Raw genomic sequence first — 22,633 nt, 5'->3', positions numbered from 1 at the left:
TATGAGCAATTATCGTATTCAGGGCGCAACGGGCGAATGGGAGGTCGTGATCGGCCTTGAAGTCCATGCGCAGGTCACCAGCAACGCCAAGCTGTTTTCGGGCAGCGCCACGGCTTTTGGCGCCGAGCCGAACAGCCAGGTTTCGCTGGTTGATGCGGCGATGCCCGGCATGTTGCCCGTGCCGAACATGGAGTGCATCCGTCAGGCGGTGCGCACCGGCATGGCGATTGAGGCGGCGATCAACAAGTGGTCGCGCTTTGACCGCAAGAACTACTTCTATGCCGATTTGCCGCAGGGCTATCAGATCAGCCAGCTCTATCACCCGTTGGTTGGCGAGGGATCGCTGACCATCGAGGCGGATGAGAAGGCGGGTATCCCTGAGCCCAAGGTCATCGGCATCGAGCGCATTCACGTCGAGCAGGATGCGGGCAAGCTGATGCATGATCAGCACCCGACCATGTCCTATGTTGACCTGAATCGCAGCGGCGTGGCGCTGATGGAAATCGTCAGCCGCCCTGATATGCGTTCGCCCGCAGAAGCAGGAGCTTACCTGTCAAAGCTGCGCCAGATTGTGCGCTATGTCGGCTCGTGCGACGGCAATATGGATCAGGGCTCGATGCGCGCCGACGTCAACGTGTCGGTGCGCCGCCCGGGCGAAGAATTCGGCACGCGCACGGAAACGAAGAACGTCAACTCGGTGCGCTTCGTGATGGCCGTGGTCGAATCCGAGGCCAAGCGTCAGGTCGCGCTGATCGAGGACGGCGGCAAGGTGGTGCAGGAAACGCGCCTCTATGACCCGGACAAGAATGAGACGCGGTCGATGCGGTCCAAGGAAGACGCGCATGACTATCGCTACTTCCCCGATCCTGATCTGCTGCCGCTGGTGCTGGACGATGCCTTCCTTGAGGAATGCCGTGCGTCCTTGCCCGAACTGCCCGATGCCAAGCGGGCGCGTTATGTCGATGGGCTGGGCCTGTCGGCCTATAATGCGGGCGTGCTGACTAATGACGTCGATACGGCGCGTTGGTTCGAGGCGCTGCTGGCGGCCACTGCCGCTGCCCAGAACAAGAGCGAGGCCGATGTTGCCAAGCAGGCGGCCAATTGGCTGCTGTCGGAATTCTTCGGCGCGTTGAACAAGCTGGGCAAGGATCTCTCGACCAGCCCGATTTCGCCCGAAGGTGCGGCCGAACTGCTGGCGCTGGTCGGCAATGGCACGATTTCCGGCTCCATCGCCAAGCAGGTGCTGGAAAAGATGCTGGAAACGGGCGACGCGGCGGGCGTGATTGTCGAGCGCGAAGGCTTGAAGCAAAACTCGGACACCGGCGCGATTGAGGCGGTGATCGCCGAAATCCTGACCAAGAACGCGGATAAGGTCGAGCAATATCGCGGCGGTAAGGAGGCCCTTTTCGGCTTCTTCGTCGGCCAGACCATGAAGGCGATGCAGGGCAAGGCCAATCCGCAGATCATCAATGAACTGCTGAAGAAAGCTTTAGCTTCGTAAAAGGGGTTTGCCGCTGGCGGGTTAAGGGCCTTGGCCCTTAACAATCCCCTTACTGTATGTGTTGCGCTGTAAGTTCGACTGAGGTTGAATGGCGCGACGTTAGAATTATAAAAGCCTGCGGCGCAGATTAGATGGCGCCGCAGGCTTTTAATATATTAGCTTTGTAAATTGTGCTGGCCCGCAATCAAGGCACTACCTCATAATCGGGATTGCAAAGGGACCAAGTCCCTTTGCCCGCCGGAGGCAAATTTACTTGCCCCCCGACACCTCCACCGGCAACCCGACATCCTTCAACTGCGCCTCGACCTTGGCCTTGTCGCCCACGACGACGAAGGTCAGACCATCGGGCTGGAGATATTCCGCCGCCTTGGCCTCCAGCGCTTTGGCATCGATGCTGCGATAGAGCGCGGGCAGCTTGCGGTAATAGTCGTCGGGCCGCCCAAGACGTTCATTGGATGCGATCGCGCCCAGCACTTGCCCATTGGTTTCAAACTTGTTGGGCAGGCCGCGGATATTGCCATCGGTCACGCGCTGCAATTCCTCGGCACTGACGGGTTTTGCCCCCGGAAAGGCCTTCATATCGGCAATCATCGCCTTGATGGAATCGCCGGTACGGTCGGTCTGGACCGGCGCGAAGAGGATCATGCTGCGCGCGCCCAGAGGCTGGCGTACGGCGGTCGATACGCCATAGGACCACGCCTTTTCCTCGCGGATGTCGAGGTTGAGGCGCGAGAGGAACCCGCCGCCCAGCACTTCATTGGCAAGGTCGAGCGCCTCCTGACCCGGTGCCCGGCCATCAACCGACAAGGCCTTGCCTGCAACGATCATGGATTGCGGCGAACCGGGCCGGTCGATCAGCACGATGCGCGGACGCGGCGTGGGGGCGGCCGCCGTGATCGCCTTGACCGGCTTGGGGCTGGCCGGAGCCTTCCACGCGCCCAGCGCCGCCTCCAGCTTGGGCAGCAATTCTTCCATCGTGATATCGCCCACCACCGTCACGCGGGCCAGATCAGGGCGAAGCCATTGGTCATGCGCGGCGCGCAAATCCTGCGTGGTCAGCGCCTTGAGCGAGGCCGGATTGCCCAGCCCGTCCGAAGCATGGCCATAGGGATGGCTCGGCCCAAACAGCAACGGATTGATCGCCCGCAGCGCCACACCGCGCGGATTGGCCATGGTCTGGGCCAGCGCCGCCAGACGCTGATCTTTGACCCGCGCCACTTCGGCAGGGTTGAACGCGGGATGCAGCAACACATCGGTCATCAGCGAGAGCGAAGGCGCCAGATTGGCCGACAGCGCCGAAAGCGTGATCGAACTTGTGTCCAGACTGCTGCCCGTCTCGATGCTTGCGCCCAGACGCTCCTCTTCCTCCAGCACCTGCACCGCGCTGCGGTTCACCCCGCCTGTGGCGTCCTTGACGGTCCCTTCCTTCAGGATCGAGAGCATCAACCCCTGCGTGCCCGGCGTGTTGAGCGAGTCGGCGGCAACGCCTGCATCAAACCCGATACTGACCAACACTTTGGGCACGGCGGTGCGGCGGGCCAGCGTGACCGGCATGCCGTTGGACAGCGTTGCGTGCTGAACCGTGGGAAAGGCCAGTTCGCCCACCGGCGCAACCTCGGGCGCCTTGCGCGGGGGGGATTGCGGGACGGGGGGCACGGGGGCTTTGGCGTCGGGCTTGGGCGCGGGGCGCGTCGCCTCATCGCCCCAACCGCCCAGCAATTCGCCCTTCTGCTTGCGCTCGCCCGGCGTGACGGCGATGGCCAGAACGGGGCGCTTCATCCAACGCCCGGTCGCCGCCTTGATCTGCGCCGGGGTCAGGGCGGCCAGTTCGGCCAGATCCTTTTTATACTGCGCCGGATCGCCCGAATACATCAGCCCCTCGGCTAGCGTGGTGCCTTTGCCGCCAAATCCGCCGACAACTTCGAGTGATCCGATTTCGGCAGACACCGACCGGGTGGCGGCCCGCTTGACTTCATCGGCATTCGGTCCGGTGGCAAGAAACCGCGCAATTTCCGCGTCCAGTGCCGCCTCGGCCTTGGCACGCGGCACGCCCGGTTTCACATCCATCGAGATTTCAAGGAAGCTGACCTGTTCATGTGCCTCGAATTCGGCGCTGACCGAAACGGCCACCTGCTTGCCCCGCACCAGCGCATTGTCCAGCCGCGAGGACGCCAGCCCGCCAAGGACGCTCATCCCCACATCCAGCGCGGCGGCATCTTTGTCATTCATGCCCGGCGCGGACCAGATACGCATGATGCGCGTGGTGGCGACCTTGTCCTGCAATTCAATCCGCTTGGGGGCTTTGAGCGTCACTGGCCCTGCGACCACCGGCTTGACCGCCGGACCCGTTGGGATGTCGCCGAAATACTTTTCGACCAACGGGCGGGCCGTCGCCACATCCACATCGCCGGTCAGCACCAGCACCGCATTATTCGGCCCATAGTGATCGGTGAACCAATGGCGCACATCGGTCAAGCTGGCCGCGTCCAGATCGGCCATCGAACCGATGGTCTGGTGGCGATAGGGGTGGCCGACCGGAAACAGCCCGTCGGTTTCGGCATAGCGCAAAAGGCCATAGGGCTGGTTGTCGCCCTGACGCTTTTCGTTCTGAACCACGCCGCGTTGCTTATCCAGCTTGTCCTGCGTCACCGCGCCCAGCAGGTGCCCCATGCGGTCGCTTTCAAGGAAAAGCGCCAGCGGCAAAGCCCCGGTCGGCACGGTTTCGACATAATTGGTGCGATCGTACCATGTGCTGCCATTGGTGCTGGTTGAACCGACCGCCTCCAGAGGCACATCGAAATTGGGGACGTTCTCGCTGCCGCCAAAGAAGAGGTGTTCGTAGAGATGGGCAAAGCCGGTCTTGCCGCGCGGCTCATGCTTGGATCCGACGCGGTAATAGGTGGTTACGCCAATGATCGGCGCCTTGCGGTCGGTATGGACCAGAACCGTCAGGCCGTTCGACAGCTTGAAGCTTTCGTAGGGAATATCGACCTTTTTCACCAGTTCCGAAAGCGGGGCCGGGGCCGGAGCATTTGCGGTCTGGGCAAAAGCGGGCTGAACGCAAAGGGTGAGGGCAAGTGCCAGAAGCGGCGCGGAAATCTGGTGACGCATGGTGTTTCCCATCTTTGGATACACTATGGGTAGTTTCATCCCCGACCTGTCGCAAGGATGAACCTTGCGAATTTTAGGGGCTTTGGGCCGCTTGCCTGTTCAGAATTCGGCCTTATGCTGACATGCATGTCAATTTCCCGAAATGAGAGATGCATGCCTGCTGTTGCGAAGTTTTCCGCCTGCCTGATCCCCGCGCTTTTGTTGGTCAGCCCCGCCCGTGCCATTGAATCGGTCGAGGCCACCGAGGCGATGTATGAAGAAGCCGGTGCCCCGGTTGCCGCCATTCCTGCGGCCAAGCCCGAAGCCCCGATCCGCGCCGAAGCGGACCTGCCGCTCGACCCGCGTTTTTCGGCAGAGCGTATCAAATCCGACATCGCCTTTTTTGCCGATGACCTGCTCGAAGGGCGCGATGTGGGCAGCAAGGGGCATGAGATCGCCGCCCGCTTTGTGGCACAGCGCTTTGCCTCGCTGGGCCTGACGCCGATGGGGGACATCGGGGCGGATGGCAAGCGTGGCTGGCTGCAACGCATTACGTTCCAGAAGACCTCCTATGCCGATGGCCCCGCAGGCATGGAAATCACCGGCCCCAAGGGCAAAGTGAATTTCGAACATGGCAAGCAGGTGATGGTGTCGGCCAGCGCCAATGAGCCGAAACTTGATATCACCGCGCCGCTGGTTTTCGTGGGCTATGGCATCGACAATGATCTGATCGGCATCAATGATTACAAAGGGCTGGACGTAAAGGGCAAGATCGTCGTCGTCCTGCGCGGCTATCCCACCGGCATGGCCAGCGAGGAGGGCGCGCATCTGTCGGCCACCAAGGCGCAGATGGCCCAGGCCCATGGCGCGATTGGCGTGATCACCGTGGCCACCAATGCCTCGGCCAAGGTGCGCCCCTGGGAACGGGCGCTGCAATATGCTTTCTATCCCAATTACGCATGGGTGGGTCAGGACGGCAAAGCCAATGAGGCGGCCCCCGGCATCCGCCTTGCCGGATCGGTGAGCGATGAGGCCGCATCGGCGCTGCTGGCGGGCGGCCCGCGCACGCTGGCGCAAATCCGGGCTGAGGCGGATAAGGTGGGCGGTCGTCCCAAGGGCTTTGCCCTCAAGACCACGCTTCACGCTTTTGTGAACAGCAAGTCCGAGCGCGTCACCAGCCCGAACATCGTCGCCATGCTGCCGGGCAGCGATCTGAAGGACCAGACGGTGGTGCTGTCGGGCCACCTCGATCACCTTGGCATTGCCGCACCCAAGCCGGGCGATGCGCCGGACAAGGACCGCATCTATAATGGCGCGATGGATAATGCAGCGGGCAGCGCGACCACGCTTGAGGTTGCCCGCGTCCTGTCCGAGGACAAAAAGGGGCCGCGCCGCTCGGTGGTGTTCCTGATCTCTACGGCCGAGGAAAAGGGCCTGCTGGGCGCGGATTATTACGCCAACCATCCCACCGTTCCGGCATCCAGCATTGTGGGCAATGTCGATCTGGACATGCCGGTGCTGCTCTATCCCTTTACCGATGTGGTGGCCTATGGCGCGGACCATTCGACGCTGGGGCCGATTGTGGCCAATGCGGTCAAGCCGATGCAGGTGAGCCTCTCGCCCGATCCGATCCCGGCCGAAACGATCTTTGTGCGTTCGGACCACTATCGCTTTGTGCGCAAGGGCGTGCCGGCCGTGTTCCTCGCCACCGGCTATGCCAATGGCGGTGCGGCGGCCAATGAGGCGTTTCTGGCCAAGACCTATCACCAGCCCAACGACGATATGAATCAGGCATGGGACTGGCGCGCGGGCGCCCGTTTTGCCGAGGCCAATTATCGCATCACCCGCGCCATGGCCGATGGCGATACGCCGCCGCTGTGGTTCAAGGGTGACTTCTTTGGCGACACCTATGCGCCGGGTGCGTCGAGGGCCGTCAAGTAAGCCCGCGCGGCGTTTGAGCGTTCGTTGAGCGATGATCTTTCTCATCGCTCAACCGGATTGTTCCGTATCAAGGAACGGAAGAACATGGGGCGGTAATTTCTTGTTGCAAGGGCTTGTGTGGCGATTTTGTCACACTACCTTGTGAGGCAACGGAGGAACCGACCCCATGAACCTCGAAAAGTTTACTGACCGCGCCAAGGGTTTCCTGCAAGCCTCGCAAACCCTGGCGATCCGCCTGAACCATCAGCGCATCACGGCGGAACATATTCTGAAGGCCCTGCTGGAGGACAGCGAGGGCATGGCCAGCGGGCTGTTGCAGCGCGCGGGCGGCAACCCGGCGATTGCCAGCGCCGAGGTGGACAAGGCTTTGGCCAAGATCCCGGCGGTGTCGGGATCGGGCGCGCAAGCGCAACCGGGCCTCGACAATGATGCCGTGCGCGTTCTGGACAGCGCCGAACAGATTGCCACCAAATCGGGCGACAGTTTCGTCACGGTCGAACGCATCCTTGTCGCGCTGGCTCTGGCCACCACCACGGCGGCTGGACAGGCGCTGAAGGCCGCCAACGTCACGCCGCAATCGTTGGAGGCAGCGATCACCCAATTGCGCGGCGGGCGCACGGCGGACAGCGCGGGCGCGGAAAACGCCTATGATGCGATGAAGAAATATGCCCGCGATCTGACGCAGGCCGCGCGCGACGGCAAGCTGGACCCGGTGATCGGTCGTGACGAGGAAATTCGCCGCACGGTGCAGATCCTTGCCCGCCGTACCAAGAACAACCCCGCGCTGATCGGTGAACCGGGCGTGGGCAAGACTGCGATTGCCGAAGGGTTGGCGCTGCGCATTGCCAATGGTGATGTGCCCGACAGTTTGAAGCATCGCCGCCTGATGTCGCTCGACATGGGCGCGCTGATCGCGGGCGCCAAATATCGCGGCGAGTTTGAGGAGCGCCTCAAGGCTGTCCTCGACGAGGTGAAGGGCGCGGAAGGCGAGATCATCCTGTTCATCGACGAGATGCACACGCTGATCGGCGCGGGCAAGAGCGAGGGCGCGATGGATGCGGGCAATCTGCTCAAGCCCGCTCTGGCGCGCGGCGAATTGCACTGCATCGGCGCGACCACGCTGGATGAATACCAGAAGTATGTCGAGAAAGACCCTGCGCTCCAGCGCCGGTTCCAGCCCGTTTTTGTGGGCGAACCGACGGTGGAGGATACGATCTCGATCCTGCGGGGCCTGAAGGAGAAATACGAGCTGCACCATGGCGTGCGGATCGCCGACAATGCGATTGTCGCGGCGGCAACCCTGTCGAACCGCTATATCGCCGACCGATTCCTGCCCGATAAAGCCATCGACCTGATGGATGAGGCCGCCAGCCGCATCCGCATGGAGGTGGAGAGCAAGCCGGAGGAAATCGAGAATCTCGACCGGCGGATCATCCAGTTGAAGATCGAGGAAATGGCGCTGGCCAAGGAATCGGATCAGGCGTCCAAGGATCGGCTGGCCACCTTGCGCGAGGAACTGGCCAATGCCGAGCAGAAGTCGGCCGAACTGACCACCCGTTGGCAGAACGAGCGTGACAAGATTGCCGCCGAGGGCAAGATCAAGGAGCAGCTTGATGCCGCCCGCATCGAGCTGGAACAGGCACAGCGTAAGGGCGATCTGGCCCGCGCGGGTGAGCTGTCCTATGGCCGCATCCCCGAACTGGAGCGGCAATTGGTCGAGGCGCAGTCTCAGGCGCAAAACGCCATGCTGCGTGAGGAAGTGACCGCCGACGACATTGCCGCCGTGGTCAGCAAATGGACCGGCGTGCCCATGGAGCGCATGCTTCAGGGCGAGCGGGAAAAGCTGCTGCGCATGGAAGAGGTGATCGGCAAGCGCGTGATTGGCCAAAAGGATGCGGTCGTGGCCGTCTCCAAAGCCGTCCGCCGCGCCCGCGCCGGTTTGCAGGACCCCAACCGCCCGCTGGGCAGCTTCCTGTTCCTTGGCCCGACGGGCGTGGGCAAGACCGAGTTGACCAAGGCGCTGGCCGGGTTCCTGTTCGACGATGACAGCGCGATGGTGCGCATCGACATGAGCGAGTTCATGGAGAAGCACGCCGTTTCGCGCCTGATCGGCGCCCCTCCGGGCTATGTCGGCTATGATGAAGGCGGTGTGCTGACCGAGGCGGTGCGGCGGCGGCCCTATCAGGTCGTGCTGTTCGACGAGGTGGAAAAGGCGCACAGCGATGTGTTCAATGTGCTGCTTCAGGTTCTCGACGATGGCCGTCTGACCGATGGGCAGGGGCGCGTGGTGGATTTCACCAACACGCTGATCATCCTGACATCGAATCTGGGCAGCCAGTTCCTTGCCAATCTGCCCGATGGGGCCGATGTGGAAAGCGTCGAGCCGCATGTGATGGAAGTGGTGCGCGGCCATTTCCGCCCTGAATTCCTCAACCGCCTGGACGAGATCATCCTCTTCCACCGGCTGGGTCAGGAACACATGGCGCCCATCGTCGATATTCAGGTGGCGCGGGTGCAGAAGCTGCTCAAGGATCGCAAGATCACGCTCGACCTGACCGAGGCGGCCAAGCGCTGGCTGGGCCGGGTGGGCTATGACCCGATCTATGGCGCACGGCCGTTGAAGCGCGCCGTTCAGCGCTATGTGCAGGACCCATTGGCCGAAAAGCTGTTGGGCGGCGAAGTGCCCGATGGCAGCACGGTCAACATCGACGAGGGCGATGGCGCACTGAATATAAGCGTGGCGTAATGGAAAAGGGCCGGGGGTTGAATCCCGGCCCTTTTTCGTCAGCTTGGCGGGATGAATTCCTGCTGGATTGCCTGAAATTCGGGGCGGGCCTCGGCGCGGGCGCAATGGGCGGTCAGCGCGGAATAGTCGGCCAGCGATACCAGCCAGCCATAGGCCTCGGACACGAAGCGCCCCACCACCGCGACGGCAATGTCGTCATGGCCCGGCGTTTCGCCATGCCACCATTCGGTGGCCCGCGCCGCGCATTCGGCATCCAATGCGGCCAGCCCATCGCGGATCTGCCCTTCGCTGCGGGTGGAGAAGAAGGGATCGACCCCGCCGCCGAATTTGCGCATGTAGAAATAGGAGACCGCCTTGTCCGCAATCGAGGTGGCCGTGGCGATACGCTTTAACGCGGCACGGCGTGCCGGGCCGGATGGGGCGATCAACGCCTTGTCGCGGCCGTTGGTTTCGTCGAGATAATCAAGGATCGCCCCGCTCTCGATCAACACCTCGCCATCGTCCAGCACCAGTGTCGGCACCCGCTTCAAGGGGTTGAGATGGGCGAATTTGTCGCCATCGCCCATCACTGAAAACGGGCTGTGTTCGAACGCCATCCCGTAAATCGTCATCGCAATGCCGACGCGGCGGACAAAGGGGCTGTCGAACTGGCCAATCAAAAGCATATGGTTTTCCTTTCGTGGGCAGACTGCACAGGCGGGCCGTGATTGGCAAGTGCAAGGAATTTTGACGAAAAGCGCAATCCGTCCTAGTCAGCGCGCAGGATACAGGAGTTTGAGCCTTATGAGCGTATGGCATATCGGGGTGATTGGCGGATCAGGTCTGGCCGAAGGGATCGGGCTGGAAAATGCGCAGGAGATCGCCGTCGAAAGCCCGTTCGGCGCGCCCAGCAGCAGCGTCACCACTGGCACACTCGACGGCGTGCGCATGACCTTTTTGCCGCGCCACGGGCCCGGCCACGCCATCCCGCCCACCGAGGTCAATTACCGCGCCAATATCGACGTGCTGAAACGCTGCGGCGTTACGGATCTGGTCTCGCTCTCGGCGGTGGGGTCGCTGCGAGAGGAATATGCGCCGGGCCATTTCGTTTGCGTCGATCAGATGATTGACCGCACCGAAGGCCGCGCGCGCAGCTTTTTTGGCACAGGCATGGTGGCCCATCTGGCGCTGGCCGATCCGGTGTGCCCGCGTCTGGCGGAATTGCTGGCGATTTCGGCCCATCATGCGGGCGGCACCGTGCATCCGCGCGGCACCTATATCGCCATCGAAGGCCCGCAATTTTCCACCCGCGCCGAAAGCCGGATGTATCGCGGATGGGGCGCCGATGTGATCGGCATGACCGGCTTTCCCGAAGTGCGTTTGGCGCGCGAGGCCGAGCTGCCCTATGCGATGCTGGCCATGGTGACCGATTATGACGCCTGGCGCGACGAGGAGGCGGGCGTTGAGGCCCATGAGGTTTTCGCCACGATGAAGGCCAATGCGGCGCTGGCCCGTGCGGCGGTGCGTGAATTGGTCCGCCTCTTGCCCGAAACCCGCGAGGCAAGCCCGATTGATCGCGCGCTGGATGGCGCCTTTGCCACGGCCCCGGTGCAGCGTGATCCGGCTTTGCTGGCGCGGTTGGATGCGGTGGCGGGCCGCGTACTTCGCTAAAAGAAAAACCCCAGCCTTTGCGGGCCGGGGGTTTCTGCACCAAGCCTTAGGCCTGACGGTTGCGCCAGCTGTCGGCATAGGCGTCACGCGCCACTTCCGAATAGGGCACCGAGGCGACCACGGCCTTGATTTCGGTCTGAACGTGACGCTCGACGGTGGGCTTGCGCGTGCCGCCATCGGGTTCACCCCACAGCAGCGTAACCTGCGTGCCGGGCGTGGCGACGCTTTCATCCACCATGGCCAGCGTCAGGAACTTGCCCTCGTTCGCGGTGTAGCCGATCCAGGTGGACAGGCCGACCAGCTTGCCGTCCTGAAGCACCTGATCGAACGGGTGCATGGAATAGACCGCGCTGGGATATTCCATATACTTGGCGCGGTCGCCCTTTGACAACGCCGAGGACTGGACGCGCATCACGTCTTCATTGTCCAGAGCCAGCGTCACCTTGCGGCGGTGCGGACCCGCAGCCTTGGCTTCCAGCGCCTCGCGGCCGATGAAGTCATGGTCGAACTTCACAAACGGGCCATAGCCCAGATCCCACGGGGTCAGGTAATAGCCTTCGATGCTGTCGGGCACATAGGAACCGCCGATCGAGCACTTGGCTTCGTAGCTGTTGGCGCTGGCCCATTCGCGGAAGCCCTTGGAACCTTCGCCGGTGTAGGTGGCGGGCAGCGGCGAGGGGATCCAGCCCGATTCCAGCGTGTTCGACGAATAGGTGCGACCACCGCACAGCGTCAGGCCAAATTCCTTGCCCGCTTCGACCAGCGCGCCGTGGACGGCGGCGTAATCTTCCCACGGACCGAACAGTTCATAGCCCGGCTGACCCGCCATGCCGTGACGCAGCGCGCGCACCTTCGCACCGCCGAATTCCAGCGTGGTCATGTGGAAGAACTTGAGATCCGGCGCGGCATAGCCCAGCGCCTTGGACAGCACGGCCATCGCGTTGGGGCCTTGCAGCTGGAAGCGGTAGCTCTTGCGCTTGCCATCGGTGCGCATGGCCCAGCGTTCGTCGCGCTCGACCTTGACGTCCCACTTGCCGGTGGCGGCGTGATATTCGACCCATTCGATGGCGGGCGCGCGGCCGACCAGATTGAACAGGTTTTCACCCAGATAGAACAGGATCACGTCACCGATCACATAGCCTTCGGGCGTGACGGGCACGAATTGCTTGGCGCGGTCGGGGACAAAGCCCTTGAAGCTGTTGATTCCCAGATAGTTGAGCATGGCAAAAGCATCGGGGCCCGACACTTCCAGATCAACCATGTGGTACGACTGGTTGAACAGCACGGCGGTCTTGGCCCAAGCCTGCTGTTCGGTGCGCCAGTTCGAATATTCAGCCGGAACGCCGGGATAGACGTTGGGGCCAACCTGCGCGTTGCGCAGCATTTCGACAATGTCGCCGCTGGCATCGAGGACTTGTTGCAGGCTTTGGGTCATTCTTCTCTCCTTGGGGTCAATCTTGCAGCGAAGGTTGCGTGTTGGTCAGGCAGGCTGGTGGAGCCAGTCCGCGATGATGTTGTTGAAGGCTTGCGGCCTTTCAATGGGCAGGAAATGGCCAGCCTCGGGCACGATTTCCAGTGTGGCGCCGGGGATGGCGTCGGCAATGGCTTGTGCCTGTTGGGGCGGGCTCCATGCGTCCAGTGCGCCAGTGCAGGACAGGACAGGCATGGATAGCGTCGGCAGGAAATCCTCCAACGCCGGGCGCGAGAGCAAGGCCTCAATCTGCGCTTCGAAGGCGGAAAGGCCCTGTTCCAAGCACATGGTGGTCAGCGGCGCCATCAGGGCCGGGCGATTGTCCGGCGCAATCATCGGGGGCAGCCAGTCGGAAACCAGCGCCGCCATGCCATGCTCACGCCCCTTGTCGCGCAGGGCGTAGCGCTTTTCGGCCTCACCGGCGCCAACGGGATGTGTGCCGGTGGAAACCAGCGCCAATCGCTCGACGCGGTGCGGGGCAAGGCGGGCAACCTCGATCGCCACGCGCGCGCCCATGGAATGGCCCAGCAGAGCAAAGCGTTCCGGCGCATCGGCCAGCAATTTTTCCGCCATGGTGACCAGCGAGGAAACCGCCCCCCAACCGGTCAAAGCGCGCGCAAACGGAAAAGCGGCGCATTGCGCGACAAAGACCCGCGAATCGCAGATCAGGCCGGGAACCAGCAGCAAAGGGAGGTTTTCAGACATCGTCACCCGTATTTTTCTCGTCCATGAAAAATTCATCTATACGAAATTATCGGTCGGCGCTAGAGAGTACTTCCATGTTGCACACATTTCGTTTTAGTAAGTGTCGCATACAAAATGGATGGCCGGGATGACGCAGGCGCGAAGCCTCCATCCGCGGGCGTCAAAGAGAAAGGGCAGAGGACTATGGTGGCCATTTCGCAGATTCATCCCAATTGGGAGCGGGCGCCGAACGGCATTACCGACGGATTTTCCTTGGAAATCACGGCAAAGGATGGCGATTCGCTGCGCGCGGCCGCGCCTAACATTCCTGCCGAGACGCCGATCGCCGTCACCTTCCTTCCCGGCGAAGAAGCCACGGCGCGAATCGCGGCGGCCAAGGCTGTGCGCGCGTTGGGCTTTGAACCGATGCCGCATTTTTCCGCCCGCCGCATCGCCAGCCAGGCTGAGTTCGAAGATTACCTCAACACCGTCGTTCAGGAAGCGGGCGTAAAGCGCTGCTTCGTTATCGCGGGCGACCCTGAACAGGCCGCAGGCCCCTATAATGACTCCAGCGAGCTGATTGCGACCGGCCTGTTTGAAAAGGCCGGCATCAAAGCGATCGGCGTGGGCGGCCACCCGGAAGGGCATCCCAACATGACGCAGGAGCAGTGCTGGGAAGTATTGGCCCGCAAATGTGTCGATATTGATGCGCGCGGCATGGCGCCTTTGGTGGTGACGCAATTCGGGTTTGATCCCGATGCGGCTCTCAACTGGCTGGAGCAACTGCGGTTGCGCGGGATCACGGCGCCGGTGCGGATCGGCGTTCCGGGGCCGGCGGGCATCAAGACGCTGATGCGCTTTGCCGCGCGTTGCGGGGTGGGCGCCTCGGCCAGTGTTCTGGCCAAATATGGCATTTCGATCACCCAGCTTTTGGGCAGCGCCGGGCCGGACAAGCTGGTCGATGCGCTTGCCAAGGGGCTGGATGAACGGCATGGACCGGTCCGGTTGCATTTCTATCCCTTTGGCGGACTGGAAAAGACCGTGGCGTGGATCAACGGATATCGGGCATCGCGGGCCTAATAAGCGCCTGCGCGCGAAGGAATAAGCGCTGGCGCGCGCGACGCGCCGGCGGGAGAGAGAAAGGATCAATGCAAGTGACCACGTCTGACCACGACACTGTTTGTACGCTCAGCCTGTCCTGTGCCGACCAACCCGGCCTTGTGGCCAAGGTGGCGGGCTATCTGGCGGGGCGCGGGGGCAACATCCTTGACGCACAACAGTTCAATGACCGCATCACCGACCGCTTTTTCATGCGCGTTGTCTTTGCCTTGCCGCAGGGCGATTCGGCCGAGGAATGGCGCGCCCATTTCGGCGATCTGGCGGCTGAACATGGCATGGATTGGCGCCTGCGCGTCAATGGTGAAAAGCAGAAGGTCGTGCTGATGGTCAGCAAGTTTGACCACTGCCTTGGCGACCTGCTCTATCGTTGGCGCATCGGTGAAATCGACATGGATGTGGTGGCCATCATCTGCAACCATGATCGCAAGCATATTACGACCAGCCTGATCGGTGATCTGCCTTTCTATCACCTGCCCATCACCAAGGACACGAAACCGCAACAGGAAGCGCAGATCAAAGCCATCGTGACCGAAACGGGGGCCGATCTGGTGGTGCTGGCGCGTTATATGCAGATCCTGAGCGATGATCTGGCAGGGTTCCTGTCGGGTCGTTGCATCAACATCCACCACTCGTTCCTGCCCGGCTTCAAAGGTGCCAAGCCCTATCACCAGGCCTATGAGCGCGGGGTCAAGATGATCGGTGCGACGGCGCATTACGTGACCGCCGACCTCGATGAAGGTCCGATCATTGTGCAGGACGTGGGCAACATCACCCACGCCCACGCGCCCGAAGATCTGGTCCGTCAGGGCCGCGACATCGAACGCCGCGTTCTGGCCGAGGCGGTCAAGGCCCATCTGGAGGACCGCGTGTTCCTCAATGGCCATCGCACCGTGGTTTTTCCGGGCTGATACAGGAGGCGCGGGGTATGGATAGCGTAATCTCTCTTCGCCCCGCGCAGTCGGCGGCTTTCGAAGTCGCCGAAACGGTGGTGCGCCTGTCGGGTTTTGAGGTGATGGCCGCCGTCGGCGTCAATCATGGCGAAATCGGGCGGCGGCAACCCTTGGTAATCTTTGCCGAACTGGGCCTTGGCGTGGGCGCGATTGATCGTCTGGAGCAGACCGTCGATTACCGCGACATTGGCGCGGCGGCGGAACATCTGGCGCGCACCCACATCGACCTGATCGAAAGCTTTGCCCGGCAATTGGGTGAGGCTTGTCTGGGGATGGGCAGCGTCCTTTGGGCGCGGATACGGATTGATAAGCCGGAGGCGGTGGACAATGGTATGGCGTCGGTATCGGTGATGGTGCGGGCGGTTTAGGTTTTTTGGGGCCTATGCCTCCGGCGGGTTAAGGGCGGGGGCCCTTAACAATCCCGATAATGAATGGCGCTTGGATCTCGGCCTTGCGTGAGTTTGCCGCGCCGCAGGCAAAACTCCTTTAACGAGGATCAATCCGCAACCCCGCCGCCCGCCTGAACAGTTCCAGCACCAAAGGATCGCTTTCTTCGGCGCGAATGGCGGCCTGAAATTCGATCCCGCGCTTGGGCCGGGGCCAGACCTCTTGCAACCGCCCGCCTGTCACCGCATCGCGCGTCATGGTTTCGGGCAAGAGGGCCATACCTTGCCCGGCGATGATGATGTCGATCAACATGCGGGCATTGTTGCAGGTGCGGATCGCGGGCAATGTTTCGCCAGCCAGTGTTTCGAGCATAACCTGATGCAGAGGCGATTGGCGGGGCAAGGACCATATGGGCGGCACCGCACCCTTGCGCATGGCCTGCGCCGTGGCGGGCGAGGCCAGCCATTGCAATTCAATCGCCCCGATGGATGCTGTTTGCAGACCCGGACTGGCCACTGGACCGGCAAGAAAGACCAGATCGCTGGTCGCCCCCAACAGGTTTTGCAGCAATTGCGCGGTCAGACTGATCGTGATGTCCAGCGTCAGTGCGGGCATGTCGCGCTCGATTTCGGCCACAAATCCGGGCAGGCACGAAGCCGCCGCGATTTCCCCTGTGCCGATGCGCACCACGCCGCGTGCCCCCGCCAGATTGTCCGAGGCCAGCGTCCGTTCCAGCGCCGCCCACAAAGGTTCGGTATCGCGCACCAATTGCCGACCGCGCACGGTCAGCAACATTCGCCGCCCCTCACGTTGAAACAGGGCATAGCCGATCTGCGCCTCCAATTCGCGCACCCTGGCCGAAATGGTGGGCTGGGTGGTGTTCAGTCTTTCTGCCGCCGCCGCGAAGGTGCCGAGGCGGGCGATCCAGAGCAGGGTTTCGAGGTGGTAAAGGGCGATACGGTTCAATTTATGCCTCCGGCGGGCAAAGGGCGGGGGCCCTTTGCAATCCCGTTAATGGGTGGTGCTTTGTTTGCGATGATGTGTCTTTCCGCAGAGCGTTTTATAGCCTGCGGCGCGGCAAGTTCACGCAACGCGCAACCCATGACGCAACAAGGACAGTACCGGGATTGTTAAGGGCCCCCGCCCTTAACCCGCCGGAGGTAACTTATCTTCCTCACCCTAAAACATCACCATCACCTATCAATACCCCAAAAAAACTATCATTAGAACGCATCAATTTCCTCCGATACACTCCCCTCGAATTAGTCCCGAGAGAGAGGGAGCTGTATGGCAAGCAAGGTTTATCCCAGCGCAGAGGCCGCGCTGGACGGGTTGTTGCGCGATGGTTTGTTGATCGCCAGCGGGGGCTTTGGCCTTTGCGGCATTCCCGAACGTCTGCTCGATGCGATTCAGGCCAGCGGGGTCAAGGATCTGACCTTTGCCAGCAACAATGCGGGCATCGACAATGAGGGCATCGGCAAGCTGCTGCGCACGCGGCAGGTGAAGAAGATGATCTCGTCTTATGTGGGCGAGAACAAGGAATTCGAACGTCAGTATCTGGCGGGCGAACTGGAGGTGGAATTCACTCCGCAAGGCACGCTGGCCGAGCGCCTGCGCGCGGGCGGGGCGGGCATTCCGGGTTTTTACACCAAGACGGGCGTGGGCACGCTGGTGGCCGAGGGCAAGGAAACCAAGGTCTTTGACGGACAGGAATATGTGCTGGAGCAGGGCATTTTCGCTGATCTTGCCATTGTGAAGGGTTGGAAGGCCGACACCACCGGCAATGTGATCTTCCGCAAGACGGCGCGCAATTTCAACGTGCCCGCCGCCACCGCCGGCAAGATCACCGTGGTCGAGGTCGAGGAGATTGTCGAGCCCGGCCAATTGGACCCTGACGCGATCCATCTGCCCGGTGTCTATGTTCAGCGCATCGTGCTGGGCAGTTATGACAAGAAGATCGAATTCCGCACCACCCGTCCGAAGGAGGCCTGAGCACAATGGCTTGGAACCGCAATGAAATGGCCGCCCGCGCCGCGCGCGAACTTCAGGACGGCTTTTATGTGAACCTTGGCATCGGCATCCCGACGCTGGTGGCCAATTACGTGCCCGAAGGGCTGACCGTCACGCTGCAGAGCGAGAACGGCATGCTGGGCATCGGCCCGTTCCCCTATGAGGGCGAGGAAGACGCCGACCTCATCAATGCTGGCAAGCAGACGATCAGCGAACTGCCCCATTCCGCCTATTTTGACAGCGCGCAGAGCTTTGCCATGATCCGTGGCGGTCATATTGACCTCACCGTCCTTGGCGCGATGGAAGTGTCGGAAAATGGCGACATCGCCAACTGGATGATTCCGGGCAAGATGATCAAGGGCATGGGCGGCGCGATGGATCTGGTCGCGGGCGTCAAGAAGATCATCGTGGTGATGGAGCATTGCGCCAAGGATGGCAGCGCCAAGTTCATCCCCTCCTGCACCCTGCCGCTGACGGGGCGCAATGTGGTGGACATGATCGTGACCGATCTGGCCGTGTTTGCCCGCCCCGATCACAACAGCCCGTTCAAGCTGGTCGAACTGGCCCCCGGCGTGACGGCGCAAGAGGTCCGTGAAAAGACCACCGCGCATTACGTCGATTAATGCGCGCCCAAACGCCCAACAAAAAGGCCGGGGTGGATCAAACCGCCCCGGCCTTTTTGTGTCAATCGACAACCACCGCGCCACCCTGCGGCGGCGCGGGTTTACGCGTACACCACAAGAGCGCCAGCATGGCCAGACAGCCCATCCCGGCAAACCAGAAGATGTCGAGCGAGGACATCAGGTAGGACTGGTTGATCATCTGACCCGTCAGCGATCCGGTGGCCTGCGCCTTGCTCATGCCCATCGTCTGCAAATGGTTCATGGCCTGAACATAGGCGGGATTGCCGTTATTGGCTGCCTCGGCCAGACGGCTTTGGTGCAGCACTTCGCGCCGGTCCCAAAAGGTCGTGGTGATCGATGCGGCAAAAGCGCCCCCGGTGATGCGGGCGAAATTGGAAATGCCCGTGGCCGATGGAATGCGATGCGGCCCCAGCCTGTCAAAGGACAGTGTCGTCATCGACATGAAGAACGTGCCCATCGCCGTCCCCTGTACGATCGAGGGCAGGACAAAGTGGAACAGGTCGGTGTCCGGCGCAAATTCGGTACGCATGAAATAGGACGCCGCAAAGGCAATCAACGCATAGGTCGCCACATAGCGCAGATCGATCGTGCCCGCCGCCCGCGCCACCACCGGCGCAAGGAAAAAGGCCACCATACCGGCCGGCGCCGATACCAGCCCCGCCCATGTCGCCGTATAGCCCTGTTGCGTTTGCAGCCAGAGCGGCATCAGCAGGTTGCTGGCAAAGAAGAAGCCATAGCCCAGACAGAAGCATAGCGTGCCAATGGCAAAGTTGCGGCTTTTGAACAGGGTCAGGTCAACCGCGGGATGTTCCTCGGTCAATTCCCAGATCAACCAGGCGAAGAAACCGACCACCGCCACGACGGCCAGCACGCAGATGAAGGTCGAATTGAACCAGTCCTCGTCCTTGCCAAGGTCGAGCACGACCTGAAGCGAGCCGACCCACAGGATCAACAGCGCCACGCCGCCCCAGTCAAAGGGCAATTTCACCGGCGGCGTATTATACGAGCGCATCCGCGCCATCAGCACGCCCACCGTGATGAAACCCACCGGCACGTTGATCAGAAAGATCCAGCCCCAGTGGTAATTGTCCGAAATATACCCGCCAAGGATCGGCCCCAGCACCGGCCCGACCAGCGCCGTCATCGACCAGATCGACAGGCCCACGGTCCGCTTTTCCGGCGGGAAAATGGCCAGCAGCAATGCCTGACTGCCCGGAATCATCGGGCCGGACACCGCGCCCTGCAACAATCGGAACACGATCAGCGAGGGCAGCGACCACGCAATCCCGCAAAGGAACGAGGCCATCGTAAACAGCGCGACCGAGGCGATAAACGTGTTCACCACCCCAAACCGCCGCATCAGCCAGCCCGTCAGAGGCACGGTGACACCATTGGCCACGGCAAAGGCGGTGATCACCCATGTCGCGGTGCTGCTCGCTTCGCCCAGGTTGCCCGAGATCGTGTTGAGCGCCACGTTGGCGATGGTGGAATCCAGCACCTGCATGAAGGTGCCCAGCGCCAGCGCAAAGGCCGCGGTAAACAGCGCCGCGCCGTGAAGCGGCGGCGGCGTTGCGGCGACGGGGCCTTCATCGGGTTCGTCGATGGCGAAGTCGTTCACGTCCAGATCCGGCGAATCTGGAGGAAGGGTTTTGCTCATGCTTTTTGCCTCAACGCCCGGCGTTGGCTGCGATGATCTGGCGAATGCGCGCCTCGACCGCAGGGCTGACCGTATCGATGGGTTCGCTGGCTTGCGCCACGGCGGGCATGGCGGTCACGGGCTGGCCGGTGCCTTGCGAGGTATCGACCTCGACATTGACCGACAGGCCAAGACGCAGCGGGTGCGCGTCCAGTTCCTTGGGGTCGAGCGCGATGCGCACCGGTACGCGCTGAACCACCTTGATCCAGTTGCCGCTGGCATTTTGCGCGGGCAAAAGCGCAAAGGCCGCGCCCGAACCCGCCGACAGGCCGATGACCTTGCCGTGATAGGTGACCTTTTTACCATAGGCGTCGGAATGCAGGATTGCCGGTTGGCCAATGCGCAGATCGGCCAGTTGGGTTTCGCGGAAATTGGCGTCTACCCAAACCTTGCGCAGCGGCACGATCGACATCAGCGGCGCGCCCGGCGCAACCTGCTGGCCGACCTGCGCGGCGCGCTGGGCCACAACGCCATCGACCGGCGAGGCCAGTTGCATGTGCGAACGGGCGATGGCGGCGCGCTTGACCGCGGCAATGGCGGCCAAGACGGCCGGATTGTTCGCGACATCCGCCCCGGCCACGGCGCTTTGCGCATCGGCGCGGTGGCTGCGGGCCAGATCGAGATTGGCCTGCGCCATCCGTACGGCTTCGTTGGCGTGGGCGACTTCTTCGGCCGAGATGGCGCCCGAACCCACCGCCTTTTCGCGGCGGACAAGGTCGCTCCTGGCGGCGGCAAGGCGCACTTCGGCCTGGGCAATTTCGGCGTCCGCCGTGCCGACCTTGGTAAAGCCGGAACGCACCGTGCGCGCCGCGCGTGCCAGTTCCGCCTCAGCCGCGGCCAGCTGGGCATCGGCCAGCGCGGGGTCTAGATCGACCAGAACCTGCCCCGCCTTGACCGCCTGCGTGCTTTCCGCGTGAACGGCAATGACGGTGCCGGCGTCACGTGCGGTAATCTGGGTCACGTTGCCCGCCACATAGGCGTCGTCGGTTTCCTCGGTCGCGGCCGACATCATCGTATAGGCGCCGTAGCCGGCCGCGCCGATCAGCACGGCCGCCCCCAGCAGCAGGAAGCCCTTGCGACGCGACGCGCTCTTGGCTGGGGCGGGGGTGAAATCGTCGGCCATGGTGGAGGCTTTGTCCTTGTCGAATGAATGATTTTGCTGGTTCATGGATTTACCTTTTGGCGACAACGGCAGGCGTTGCGCCCGGTTCCTGATCGGGCAACGGGGTGAAACCGCCGCCCAGCGCGACCAGCAATTGAATGCGCTTGATGGCGCCATCGGCGGCCAGATCGACCTGGGCCTGACGCGCGGAAAGCAGGCGTTCGCCCGCGCTCAACACGTCCAGATTGGTCGACAGGCCCGATTTCAGGCGAACCTTGTCCAGCGAGACGGTCTTTTCCAGCCCGGTGCGAATGTCGGCCTGCTGCATCGCGTCGCGGCGGTTGGTTTCAACACCCGACAGGGCGTCGGCGGCATCACGCACCGCGTCCACCACGGCTTTGTTATATTGCGCGATGGCAACATCCGCCCCGGCGACGGCCTGACGATATTGTGCGCGCAAGGCCCCGCCGGAAAAGATCGGGAGGTGTACCGCCGGACCAAACCCGCCGGTCAGCGCGCTGCCGGTAAACAGTGAACCGATGCCCAGCGCCTGCGCCCCGACAAAGGCGCGCAGGTTGACGTTGGGATAGAATTCGGTCTTGGCGATCCGCTGGCCCACCATGGCCAAATTCACCTGCTCACGCGCGGCCAAAAGGTCGGCGCGGCGGGCCAGAAGATCGGCGGGCAGCGCTTCGGGAACAGGCAAAGCCTTGTCCAGCGCCAGCGTCGGGGTGGTCAGTTTGGCACCATAATCCGGCCCCCGTCCGACCAAAGCGGAGAGCGCGTGCAGCGCCACCAACCTTGCGCCTTCGGCTCGGGTCAACGCCTGTTCCGCCTCGGATTGCAGGGTGCGGGCGCTGGCAATGTCGAATTCATTGCCAAGGCCGGCATCACGGCGGGCCGTAACGATCCGCAGCGATGCGGCGCGCGATTCGACAAATTCGCGGGCGATGCGGGCCTGCGCCTCGGCGCGGGCGAAATTGACATAAGCCTGCGCCACGCTGCCCGAAATGGACACGCGGGCGGCGGCCAGCTGCAATTCATTGGCTTTGGTAAAAGACTTGGCCGCGCGCACCAATTCCCTTTGCCGCCCCGCCAGATCGAGCGACCAGTCCAAATTGGCCTGCGCATTGGAAATCCACGTCCACGATCCGCCCAGCGGCGCGGGGTAGATGTATTTGTTCGACAGGCGCTGATCCATGGCCGAAACATCGGCGGACACCTGCGGCATCCGCTGCGCCTTGGCCGACGCGATCAGGCCGCTGGCCATGCGCAGGCGCGCGGCGGCTTCATCAAGCGACGGATTGGCGGCAAGCGCATCGGCCATGATCCGGTCCAATTGCGGATCACCCATCGCCAGCCACCAGTCGGGGGCAACCGGAACCACGGGTGTTTCCGCAGCGTTCAGGCCAAGTTGCGCGCCATCGCGGGGCGCGAGTTGGGGCTTGTCATGAGGCAGGCCGGCGCATCCGGCCAATGTCGACATCGTCAAAGCTGTTGCCAACAAACGCTTGGCCCGCAGCTTTGTGGGGGAAATGGTCATGTGTAGCTTTCGTTTATCTTTCCGACGGCATTCCGGAACCGGCGGAAAGTCTTGCAAGGTGAAGTGAAGGGGGGCTCCACCTGATACTGACAATTGTGT

General features: G+C 62.4%; 17 protein-coding genes. 9 read left to right on the top strand and 8 right to left on the bottom strand.

Going from position 1 to position 22,633, the window contains the following annotated elements; translation table 11 throughout:
* Nucleotide 1: 1 nt before the first annotated feature.
* Complete coding sequence (gatB, locus tag AC2S2E_RS15835; protein ID WP_476105667.1) at nt 2-1,501, top strand: Asp-tRNA(Asn)/Glu-tRNA(Gln) amidotransferase subunit GatB; 1,500 nt, start codon at nt 2-4, stop codon at nt 1,499-1,501.
* A gap of 249 nt (nt 1,502-1,750) precedes the next feature.
* On the opposite strand, the gene AC2S2E_RS15830 is transcribed toward gatB, so the two are convergent.
* Nucleotides 1,751-4,612 (bottom strand): M16 family metallopeptidase, encoded by a 2,862-nt coding sequence (locus AC2S2E_RS15830; RefSeq protein WP_486523035.1) that lies wholly within the window; start codon nt 4,610-4,612, stop codon nt 1,751-1,753.
* A 153-nt stretch (nt 4,613-4,765) separates the two neighbouring features.
* Here AC2S2E_RS15830 and AC2S2E_RS15825 point away from each other — a divergent pair, with 153 nt between their 5' ends.
* Entirely contained in the window at nt 4,766-6,532 is a 1,767-nt protein-coding gene (locus tag AC2S2E_RS15825; RefSeq protein ID WP_476105664.1) for a M28 family metallopeptidase, read from the top strand.
* Between the two features lie 166 nt (nt 6,533-6,698).
* Complete coding sequence (clpB, locus tag AC2S2E_RS15820) at nt 6,699-9,278, top strand: ATP-dependent chaperone ClpB (RefSeq protein WP_486523034.1); 2,580 nt, start codon at nt 6,699-6,701, stop codon at nt 9,276-9,278.
* A 38-nt stretch (nt 9,279-9,316) separates the two neighbouring features.
* On the opposite strand, the gene AC2S2E_RS15815 is transcribed toward clpB, so the two are convergent.
* Nucleotides 9,317-9,943, bottom strand: coding sequence for a glutathione S-transferase family protein (locus AC2S2E_RS15815; RefSeq protein ID WP_486523033.1), 627 nt, complete (start codon nt 9,941-9,943; stop codon nt 9,317-9,319).
* A gap of 118 nt (nt 9,944-10,061) precedes the next feature.
* Here AC2S2E_RS15815 and mtnP point away from each other — a divergent pair, with 118 nt between their 5' ends.
* The gene (mtnP, locus tag AC2S2E_RS15810) at nt 10,062-10,928 is read left to right on the top strand and encodes an S-methyl-5'-thioadenosine phosphorylase (RefSeq protein WP_486523032.1); all 867 of its coding nucleotides are present in this window, start codon (nt 10,062-10,064) and stop codon (nt 10,926-10,928) included.
* A gap of 46 nt (nt 10,929-10,974) precedes the next feature.
* On the opposite strand, the gene desA is transcribed toward mtnP, so the two are convergent.
* Together desA and AC2S2E_RS15800 are read right to left on the bottom strand one after the other, a co-directional pair.
* Complete coding sequence (desA, locus tag AC2S2E_RS15805) at nt 10,975-12,363, bottom strand: syringate O-demethylase (protein WP_476105657.1); 1,389 nt, start codon at nt 12,361-12,363, stop codon at nt 10,975-10,977.
* 45 nt (nt 12,364-12,408) lie between these two features.
* A complete protein-coding gene (locus tag AC2S2E_RS15800; protein ID WP_486523031.1) occupies nt 12,409-13,104 on the bottom strand; it encodes an alpha/beta fold hydrolase in 696 nt (231 codons plus the stop codon).
* Between the two features lie 183 nt (nt 13,105-13,287).
* Here AC2S2E_RS15800 and AC2S2E_RS15795 point away from each other — a divergent pair, with 183 nt between their 5' ends.
* The 3 genes from AC2S2E_RS15795 to AC2S2E_RS15785 all read left to right on the top strand — a co-directional run bounded on the left by AC2S2E_RS15795 (nt 13,288) and on the right by AC2S2E_RS15785 (nt 15,520).
* Nucleotides 13,288-14,163: a methylenetetrahydrofolate reductase gene (locus AC2S2E_RS15795; protein ID WP_486523030.1), complete on the top strand. Its 876-nt coding sequence runs from the start codon at nt 13,288-13,290 to the stop codon at nt 14,161-14,163.
* 74 nt (nt 14,164-14,237) lie between these two features.
* Entirely contained in the window at nt 14,238-15,110 is an 873-nt protein-coding gene (gene purU / locus AC2S2E_RS15790) for a formyltetrahydrofolate deformylase (RefSeq protein ID WP_476105650.1), read from the top strand.
* Nucleotides 15,111-15,127: 17 nt separating this feature from the next.
* The gene (locus AC2S2E_RS15785) at nt 15,128-15,520 is read left to right on the top strand and encodes a dihydroneopterin aldolase (protein ID WP_486523029.1); all 393 of its coding nucleotides are present in this window, start codon (nt 15,128-15,130) and stop codon (nt 15,518-15,520) included.
* A 118-nt stretch (nt 15,521-15,638) separates the two neighbouring features.
* Here the strand turns inward: AC2S2E_RS15785 and AC2S2E_RS15780 are convergent, their stop codons facing one another.
* Complete coding sequence (locus tag AC2S2E_RS15780) at nt 15,639-16,505, bottom strand: LysR family transcriptional regulator (RefSeq protein ID WP_486523028.1); 867 nt, start codon at nt 16,503-16,505, stop codon at nt 15,639-15,641.
* A 321-nt stretch (nt 16,506-16,826) separates the two neighbouring features.
* Here AC2S2E_RS15780 and AC2S2E_RS15775 point away from each other — a divergent pair, with 321 nt between their 5' ends.
* Both AC2S2E_RS15775 and AC2S2E_RS15770 read left to right on the top strand, forming a co-directional pair.
* Nucleotides 16,827-17,531, top strand: a complete 705-nt coding sequence (locus AC2S2E_RS15775) for a CoA transferase subunit A (RefSeq protein ID WP_476105647.1) — start codon at nt 16,827-16,829, stop codon at nt 17,529-17,531.
* Between the two features lie 5 nt (nt 17,532-17,536).
* Nucleotides 17,537-18,172 (top strand): CoA transferase subunit B, encoded by a 636-nt coding sequence (locus AC2S2E_RS15770; protein WP_476105645.1) that lies wholly within the window; start codon nt 17,537-17,539, stop codon nt 18,170-18,172.
* Between the two features lie 61 nt (nt 18,173-18,233).
* Here the strand turns inward: AC2S2E_RS15770 and AC2S2E_RS15765 are convergent, their stop codons facing one another.
* The 3 genes from AC2S2E_RS15765 to AC2S2E_RS15755 are packed head-to-tail and all read right to left on the bottom strand — an operon-like array spanning nt 18,234 to nt 22,534.
* Entirely contained in the window at nt 18,234-19,850 is a 1,617-nt protein-coding gene (locus AC2S2E_RS15765) for a DHA2 family efflux MFS transporter permease subunit (RefSeq protein ID WP_486523027.1), read from the bottom strand.
* 10 nt (nt 19,851-19,860) lie between these two features.
* Nucleotides 19,861-21,057, bottom strand: a complete 1,197-nt coding sequence (locus tag AC2S2E_RS15760; protein ID WP_486523026.1) for an EmrA/EmrK family multidrug efflux transporter periplasmic adaptor subunit — start codon at nt 21,055-21,057, stop codon at nt 19,861-19,863.
* 4 nt (nt 21,058-21,061) lie between these two features.
* Nucleotides 21,062-22,534: an efflux transporter outer membrane subunit gene (locus AC2S2E_RS15755; RefSeq protein ID WP_486523025.1), complete on the bottom strand. Its 1,473-nt coding sequence runs from the start codon at nt 22,532-22,534 to the stop codon at nt 21,062-21,064.
* Nucleotides 22,535-22,633 lie beyond the last annotated feature (99 nt).

This window comes from Novosphingobium sp. 550D, from assembly GCF_057401885.1.
Note: the sequence above shows the minus strand (reverse complement) of the source record. Positions and strands in the feature narration are given on the sequence as shown.